The 8,610-nt window shown below is 72.7% G+C and carries 5 protein-coding genes; all 5 read right to left on the bottom strand.

All coding sequences use genetic code 11. From position 1 onward, the window contains the following. Positions 1-652, bottom strand: a 652-nt coding sequence (locus HV824_RS33330) for a hypothetical protein (protein WP_176425073.1), incomplete at its 3' end; no start/stop codon positions are given. A 3-nt stretch (positions 653-655) separates the two neighbouring features. After that, positions 656-3,349 (bottom strand): TonB-dependent siderophore receptor, encoded by a 2,694-nt coding sequence (locus HV824_RS33325; RefSeq protein ID WP_176425072.1) that lies wholly within the window; start codon positions 3,347-3,349, stop codon positions 656-658. Between the two features lie 22 nt (positions 3,350-3,371). Continuing rightward, positions 3,372-4,292 (bottom strand): PhnD/SsuA/transferrin family substrate-binding protein, encoded by a 921-nt coding sequence (locus HV824_RS33320; protein ID WP_176417549.1) that lies wholly within the window; start codon positions 4,290-4,292, stop codon positions 3,372-3,374. Further along, entirely contained in the window at positions 4,289-6,790 is a 2,502-nt protein-coding gene (locus HV824_RS33315; protein WP_176425071.1) for a tetratricopeptide repeat protein, read from the bottom strand. Before HV824_RS33315 ends, HV824_RS33320 begins: the two co-directional genes overlap by 4 nt. A 23-nt stretch (positions 6,791-6,813) precedes the next feature. Next, the gene (locus HV824_RS33310; RefSeq protein ID WP_176417547.1) at positions 6,814-8,589 is read right to left on the bottom strand and encodes a PP2C family protein-serine/threonine phosphatase; all 1,776 of its coding nucleotides are present in this window, start codon (positions 8,587-8,589) and stop codon (positions 6,814-6,816) included. Positions 8,590-8,610 lie beyond the last annotated feature (21 nt).

Here is an 8,610-nt window from a genome sequence, read left to right as displayed (position 1 = left end):
CTTCGGCGGTCTGCGCCCGGGCGAAGGGCCCCGGACGCAGACCGCCGAAGCGGTCCACGACTTCCAACCACATGCGGCCCTCTTCCACCGCGTAGGCCAGCTCGCACGCGTCCTCCGGCGCCACCTCGCGGACCTCGGAGCGGCGGTGCGCGTACCGGTGCTGGCCCCGCGAATCCACCGGCGCGTCCCACATCGCGTTGGCCGCCAGCTCGTGCACCACGTCCCCCACCAGCGCCGCCGCCGTGCGCGAGCCCCCCGCCTGCGTGACGGCCCGCGCGGCGGCCCCACCAGCGGCGCTGATGTCCGCCACCGACTGGAGCCGGTGCCGCGAGGCCCCCGCGGGCAGCAGCGGCGCGCCGCGAAGCAGGTCCCCCAACAGGCGCGCCTCCCACGTGGAGGGACGTCCGTCGGAGGCCCGTGTCGCCAGCAGCAGCGCGGGCGGCTCGCCGCGCAGCGCCTCCGCGTGCGTGGGCGTCAGCTTCCCGTCGAAGAGCACCAGGCGCCGAGGCCCTGAAGGCGACCCGGGCCCCTGGCACAGCGCCAGGCCGCCCTGCGCGAGGACGGGAGCCGCCTGCTCCACCAGCGCCGGAGAGAGCGACTCGTCTGCAATCAACAGGAGGCCGCCGGCCTCGAGGTGGGGGGCGGTACTCAAGGGCTAGTATCGAACCTTGACTTCGCTGAAGAACGACTGGGGCGGTGCTGGGAAGCCGTGGGATTCCTCGTACTGCGCGTTGAAGAGGTTGGAGCCGAGGAACGACACGGAGATGCCGTCGTAGACGTTGAAGCCCACGCGCGCGCTGGCCGTGACGTAGCTGGGCAGCTGCACGCGGGTGGTGGGCAGGCCCGTCGCCTCGTCCACCTCGAAGCCCGGGTCATAACGTGAGCCCACCAGCAGCGCGTACAGCTCCACGAAGGCCACCTTGCCGATGTTGGTCCGGCCACGCGCGTAGATGCGGTGGGCCGGCGCGTAGTCCAGCGGCGACTGCGGGCCGTCGTCGTACGGCAGCGACCTGGCGTTGAGGAACTGGTACGCGATGTCGAAGGACGAGTTGATGGACGGAATCTGCGCGGCCGCTTCCAGCTCGAAGCCCGCCACCCGCGCGTCGCCCATGTTCTGGAACTGCGACACCGAGCCGAAGACGAGCTGCTGGTTGATGAAGTTCTTCGCCAGATTGTAGAAGCCCGTACCCGTCAGGCGCACCCTCCTGTCGAAGGGCCAGAAATCCACCGATGCCTCGATGGTGTCCAGCGTCTCCGCGCGCAGGTTGGAGTTGCCCACCAGTGTGGCCGCGTACATCTGCTGGTTGATGGCCAGCTCCGCCAACGTGGGCGCACGGAAGGCGCGGCCGTAGTTGGTGCGCAGCGTCAGCAGCTCCGGCACCGCGTGGAACACGACGCTGGCGCGCGGGGAAATCTGGTCCGTGCGGTTCTGCCAGACCTGCTCCGGAATCTGGTAGCGGTCGTAGCGGGCGCCCGCGCCGAACACCAGCCGGTCGAAGAGGCGGTACTCCGCGTCCACGAAGCCGCCCAGGATGGTCTGCCGCGTGTCGTCCATGCTCAGCTCGGGCAGGACGTTGGGCACGTTGACGGCGTCCGCCTTCAAGTCACCACCGAAGGTGACGTTGAGGTTGCCCACCGTCCACAGCGCGCGCGCCTCGCCGCCCAGCCGGCGCCGCTTGCCCAGCGCGCGGGTGGGGTCGCCACCGAAGGCGTTCTCCATCAGCACGTCGCGGCGCTTGAAGAAGCCGTACGCCTGGCCGAAGAGGCGCAGGTTGTCGGTGACTTGCTGGTCCACCTGCGCGGACGCGTTGAAGTTCTGCACCGACTCGGAGTCGTTCGGCGTGTAGTGGCAGCGTCCGCAGTTGCCCACGGTGGAGATGTGCGTGCCACCCGGGCGGCCAATCTCCGCGTCGGTGAAGTCCGCGTCCAGCGCCAGGGGCCCGATGCGCACCTTGCCGTTGACCTGGTGCACCAGCGAGTCCTGGTTGGTGTCCACCCGGCCCACGCGCGGGTCGTTGAAGAGCTGCGGGCCGTCCGAGCCGAAGCCGTAGTAGCCCAGCAGGGCCTCCACCGGGCCGCCACGGCCGGCCACGGTGCCGTGCAGGCGCCACGTCTGGTCCTGGCCCGCCAGCACCCGGGCCTCGGCGCCCACGTTCTTGCCCTTCTCGATGAGGTCCGACGGCTGGCGCTGGATGATGTTGATGACGCCGCTGAAGGCGTTGGAGCCGTACAGCGAGGAGCCCGGGCCGCGGATGACCTCCACCTGCTTGAGGTTGGTGAGCGGCGTGGTTTCGTCCGCGTAGAACTGGCCCGTCCACGGGTCCGTCAGCGGACGGCCGTCCTGGAGCAGCAGCAGGCGGTTGGACAGGTAGTTGGAGCCCAGGCCGCGCGCGCTCACCGCCGCCTTGCGCATGGAGCCCCGGCGGCACTCCATGCCGGGGAAGTACTGGATGGCCTCACACAGCGTGAACTGGCCGGTCCCCTCCAGCTCATCAGCCGGAATCCAGGACACCGTGAGGGGCACGTCGGAGATGCGCTGGTTGCGCTTGCCGGCGGTGGTCACCACCGCCTCGCTCAGCACGCGGTTGACGGACTCCTCCAGCGCGTCGGCGCCGCCCAGCGGGTCCCCGTCCAGGCCCGCGAGCCCGGAGGGTGGAGGCAGGGGCCGGTTCATGGCCGGCTCGGCGAAGGGCGCGGTGATGGGGACGTTCGACGCGGGCTCGGGCTGCGCGGTGGCCGGCGGGGGATTCGTCGGCGCGTCCGGCGGGATGAAGTCCGTGCCCACCGGCGGTGGAGGCAGGGGCAGCGGCTCGGCCGTCAGCGGCGTGGCCGGCGCCAGCGGCGCGGCGGGCGCGAGGGACGGCGGCGGCTCCTCCGGGGGGGGCTCGCCTCCCAGGACGGGAATCTCCGGCTCGTCGGCGGGCGGCTGCACGGGCTTCTTCGGCTTCTTCGCCGTCCGGGCGGCGGGGCGCGCGGGCTTCACCACCCGCTTCCGGCGCTTCACCTTGGCGGGAGCCTCCGCCTGCGCGACCTCCTGCGCTGTCGCGCTCGAAGGGACGACGAGGGACAGCACGCACAGCATGATGGACAGAGGCAGGCCGGCGCGCAGAGCGCGGCGTCCGGCAACCGCCTTCGCCGCGCCTTGCCGCGGCTCACCGAACACAGTCGAGTGCATCGTTCTCACATCCAAGGGTGGAGCATGGACACCCGAGGTCCTGTACGTACGATCTGGAGACGGGCTCGGCGCCAGCGCTTGCGTCCGGGGGAACGCCGTTTCACGGCTGAACATCAACGCCATCATTTTCAAGCTACCCCAGAGCCCACGCCGGGCCAAGTCGTTGGCTCTCATTCTCTAGAAACTCGGGAAAGTATCAGTCGTCTGGCTGTTCCGCGGAGACAGCGAGGTCTCCGACGAAGGACGGCAGCGCGGGGCCCAGCTCCTCCGAGCGCACCAGCACCTCGGCCTCAACGTGCAGTTCGGCCCCTTCCGCCAGCACGGGCTGGCGCCGCGGCGGGCCGCGCGTGACGAGCTTGCGGAAATCGTCGAAGGCCTTGTCCTGGAGCCGCGCGAAGGCATCGAAGGGCGCCACCGCGCCCACCTTCCCCAGCGCGCCGGTGAGCGCGGCCTCGTGGTTGCGCAGGTCCACCAGCACGGCGCCCGGCACCCGGCCACTGCGGTAGAGGACGCGCACGTCCTTGCCCTTGGGCACGTGCGCCAGCGGGACGAGCGCCGCCTCCGCGCCCTTGGCCTCCAGCATCTTCAGCGCGGACTCCACGTTCGGCACGGGGGCCAGCTTGAAGTGCTTCTTGGCGTCCAGGTCGCCACCGAGCACGACGTGGGTGACGAACTTCGGGTCCGCCGGGCCCGCGCCCTTCACGTGCGCCAGGCGCTTGCCGGCGAGGTCCTTCACCACGCCGCGCTGCATCGCGACAATGGCCCAGCGCTGCTGCGTGTCACCCGCGCGCGAGGCCCAGGCCACCGGCTTCGCCTTCGCGCCCAGTTGCACGGCGGCCCACGCATCCACCACCGCGAAGTCCACCATCCCGCCCGCCACCGCGCGAGAGAAGTCCTCGTAGCGGCCGAAGCTCTTGGCGGCCACGGGCATGTCCAGAAGCTCCGTCAGCCGGGCGGCCAGGGCCTCCGCGTATTCAAAGCGCTCCTGGCCATCCGCGAGCGTGGTGGCCAGGAACACCCCCAGCGTGGCCTTCTTCGGCGCCGCGAGCGCGGTGCTGGCCGTCAGGGTGCAGGCCAGCACGAGGCCCGCCAGGAGGAAGCGAGGTGAGGTCTTCATGGGGTCTCCTCCACGGTGGCGCCAGCGGGCTCGGACAGGCCGTGCAGGCTCTGCAGGCGCTCCTTCCACTCGCGCACCTGCGCCATGCGCGGGCCGCTGCCGCCGGCCAGGTAGCGGCGCCAGGCCTCCACGGCCTCGCCCGCGTCCTTGCGGCGCTCCTGCGCGTCGATGCCCAGGTTGAGCGCGGCCACCGGCACGCTCGACTCCAGCCGGCGCCACGTCTCCACGGCGTTCGTCGTGCGGCCCTTGCGCCAGTCGACGCAGGCCAGGTTGTGCTGCACCTGCGGGCTCTCCGGGTCGCCGGCGAGCGCGGCCTTGAAGGCCTTCTCCGCCACCCGCATGTTGCCGGCGTTGTACGCCAGCGACGCCTCGCGCCGGTGGAGCGCGCCCGTCATCGCCGTCAGCCACCGGGGCTGGCCGGGCATCGGCTTCTTCGCCGCCACGGCCAGCTGCCTGCGCGCGGCGGACACCTGCCCCTTTTTGTAGAGCACGAAGGCGGTGGCCAGCGCGCGCGTGTTGGGCCAGGCCCAGGGCTGAATGGGGGTGAGGGCCTTGGCGATGGCGGCGCTCGCCTCCGCGTGCCGCCCCGCCTCCGCGCGCGCCAGGCCGCGGGCGAACTGGGCCAGCCGCGCCAGCTCCTTGCGGTTGCCCGTGCCCAGCTTGTCCACCAGCTCCAAATCGCGCTCGGCGGCCTCGGCGTCTCCGGCCTCCAGGCGCGCCAGCGCCCGGCGCACCAGGACGCGCGGGAGGTTGGCGCCCGCCACCTGCGCCGCGGCGCGCGACGGGCCCACCGCGGTGAGGCGCTGCACCGCCGCGTCCACCTGCCCCAGCTCCACCTCGGCCAGCGCGGCGCCGACGGAGGCCTCCGCCTGTTCGTCGGGCTCCTCCGTCTGGGCGCCCGCGCGGGTGAAGGCCTCCAGCGCCGCCTGGGCGTCGTTCGTGGCCAGCCGCGCGTACCCCAGCAGCAGGCTGTCACGCCACGCGGCGCCGGACAGCGTCACGCCCTGCTCCATCACCTTGCGCGCGTCCGCGTAGGCGCGCGTCTCCAGCAGCGCGGCGCCCAGCCGGCGGGCCATGGGGGCGCCGCGGTCCAGGTCGTAGGCGCGGCGCAGGTCCCGGACGGCGTCCTCCAGCCGTCCCGTGCTCGCCCTGTCCCGCGCCCGGTGCGCCAGGGTCCGGGCCAGCCACTGCTTCGCCCCGGCGTGCTCCGGCTCCACCCGCAGCGCGTTGGCGTAGTCCTCGATGGCCTGGTCCCACTGGCCGGTGGCGAAGTGGTCCGCGCCCAGCAGCACGTAGCCCAGGGCGTGGCGCGGCGCCAGCTCCACCACGCGCCGGTGCACCTCCACCGCGCGCTGGAAGCGGCCCGCGCGCCGGTTCACCGAGCCCAGGTTGGCCCACAGCTCCACGCTGTTGGCCCCCGCGCGCACCGCGCCCTCCAGGAACTGGATGGCCTCCTCGTGCCGGCCCTGGGCCTGGAGCGCCTTGCCCACCGCCATCTGCCCCAGCACCAGGCCCGGCTGGAGCTGGAGCACCTTGCGGTACTCCGCCTCCGCGGCGGCCGCGTTCTTCTGGGCGAAGCGCACGTCCCCCAGCAGCAGGTGCGCGGCGGGGGAGCTGCCCAGCTTCACCACCGCCTGGGCCTGCGCGTCCGCCCTGGCGACGTCGCCCGCGCCCAGGTACAGCCGCGCCAGCTTCTCCCGCGCGTCGCCCGCCCGCGGGAAGCGCGTGGTGACGCCCTCCAGCAGCGTGCGCGCCTCCACCACCCTGCCCTCCAGCTCCAGCACCTGCGCCAGGCCCAGTTGCACCGACGGCGACTCCGGCTTCCCCGCCTGGGCCTGCTGGAAGGCCGCGCGCGCCGCCGCGGCGTCCCGGCGCAGCACGTGCGCGCGCCCCAGCAGTTCGTGAATCTGGAAGTCGTTGGGCGCCAGGGCCTGCGGGCGCAGCGCCAGGTAGCGCTTCAGCCGCGTGGCCGCCGCGTCTCCCTGCTGGAGGTAGAGGTAGTAGCTGGCCAGGTAGTAGTGGACGATGAGGTGCTCGGCCTTGTCGGCCGTGGCCACCTGCTCCATCAACGGCACGGCCTCCGGGAAGCGGCGCAGCTTGAAGTACGCCACGCTCACCGGATAGGCCAGGGCCAGCTCGGCGGGGTTCGCCGTCAACACCGGCTGCACCCGGTCCACGGTGCGCTGCCAGTCATTCAGCGCGTTGGCGCTGGCGCCCAGGCCCGCGGCGGCGGCCACGGAGCCGGGCTCGGCGGTCAGCGCCTGTTCGAAGAGGGCCAGGGCCTTGCGGTGCTTCTCCTCGGCCTCCTTCTTGTCGCCCGAGGCGCTGGCGGCGCTGGCGGCCACCTGCGCCGCCTCGCCGTCCCGCACCAGCCGCTGGGCTTCGGACATGGGCGGCGGGCGGTACTGCGCCAGCGCGGGCGGGCCGCACAGGGTGGTCAGCAGCGCGAGCGCCGGCGTGAGACGGCGCGACCGGGGATGTCGTGGGGAGCGTCGCATGCGTGTGGGGTCCCGAAAGGAAGTCAGGCGGCGGGGCTGAACTCGGCCACGACCACGGTGATGTCGTCCCGCTGCGGCTGGCCCGCGCTGAAGGCGCGAGCGTCCGCCAGCACCGCGTCACGCAGCGCCTCCGCGGACAGGTGGGCGTGCGCCTGGACGGCGGCGGCCAGCCGCTGGGTGCCGTAGAGCTTGCCCGCGCCGTCGCGCGCCTCGGTGAGGCCGTCCGTGTACCAGACCACCACGTCCCCTGGCCGAAGCTGGGCCTGGCGCGAGGTGAACTGGGAGTCGACGGAGGCGCCCAGCAGCGGGCCGCGCGCGGGCAGCGACGCAATCTGCCCGCTGCGCTTGTTGAACACCAGCGGGCTGGGGTGCGCGCCCGCCGCGTAGTCGATGTAGCCGTTGGACACGTCGATGACGGCCAGCGCGCTGGACATCTGGTGCTCACCGCGGCCCACGTTGGCCAGCGTCACGTTGAGGGCGGTGATGAGCATCTGCGCGTTGACCTGCGACGGCTCGCGCAGCGTCATCGCCGAGGCGAAGCCGCTGGTGGCGCTGGTGGCCACCAGCGACGTGGACAGGCCGTGGCCCGTCACGTCGCCGATGCCAATGACGATGCGCCGGTCGTCCAGGGCCGCCCGGAACCACCAGTCACCGCCGCACGCGTCCGCGGTGACGGCCAGGCCGGCGATGCGCAGCGGCCCCACCTGAACGCCCTCGCGCCCCGGCAGCAGCGTCTCCTGCACGGTGCGCGCGAGCGACACCTCGCGCTCCAGCTGCGCCTTGGCGCGCACGTCCTCCAGCAGCACCTTGATGCGCTCGGCCATGTGGTTGAACACCACGCCCAGCGTCACCACCTCGCGGCCCGCGCCCTGCGCCGTTCCAGCCCGCGCGCCCAGGTTGCCGGAGGCCAGCTGCATCACCTTGCCCGTCAACATGCCCAGCGGCCGGGTGATGCGGCGGCTCTGGTAGGCCACCAGCACGCCCGCCAGCACCACGAAGCCGAAGCCCAGCCCCAGCATGCGCAGCGTGGTGGCGCGCACCGTGGCGCGCTTGTCCTGCTCCAGCGACTCCAGCTGCTTCTGCAGCCCGCCCAGCGAGTAGCTGATGACGACCAGCCCCTTGCCGCTGCTGGAGCCGTAGTCGATGGGCTCCTGGATTTCGGAGATGGGCTGCCCCCGGTAGAAGGCGCTCACCAGCCGGCGCTCGGCGCGGCGGACCTGTGCGGCGTCCTCCTTGTCCTCGCTGGCGCCCTCGCTGTCCGCCATCCGCACCCCGTCCGGGTCGAAAATCTGCACCCGGAGGATGTTGGGGTTCGTCTTGACGATGGAGCCCGCCACCTCTTCGAGGAAGGCGTAGTTGTTGTCGCGCAGGTTGGTGGCGGACGTGAGCGCGATGGTCTGCCCCACCGTCTGGCCCAGCTCGCGCGCCTGCTCCTGGATGCGCTCCTTGGAGACGAGCGCCGTCTCCTCGAACTGGGACTTGGTGGAGGCCACCGACAGCGCCGCCAGCAAGCCCACGATGAGCACCACCAGGATGCCCGTGGTGAGCAGGAGAATCTGGTCCAGCCGCAGGCCCTTGATCTGGGCCACGTTGGGCAGCTCGCCCGCCTCCAGGGGCGCGATGAGGGTGCGGGTGCCCCCCTCCGCCAGCCCCAGGGGGCCCGTCAGGCGCGTGGCGGTGGACTCCCGCGCGCCGGTGGCTTCCTGGGTGCCGGTCCGCTCGGACGGCGGGAGCGCGGCGTCGTCCAGGGACTCGTCGGACGCGGGCGCGGACTTCAGTCGCGGATTCGTACTGGACAAGGGCGGACCGGGGGGTGGGGA

It is taken from the genome of Myxococcus sp. AM009, assembly GCF_013372605.1.
Lineage (GTDB): Bacteria > Myxococcota > Myxococcia > Myxococcales > Myxococcaceae > Myxococcus > Myxococcus vastator.
Note: the sequence above shows the minus strand (reverse complement) of the source record. Positions and strands in the feature narration are given on the sequence as shown.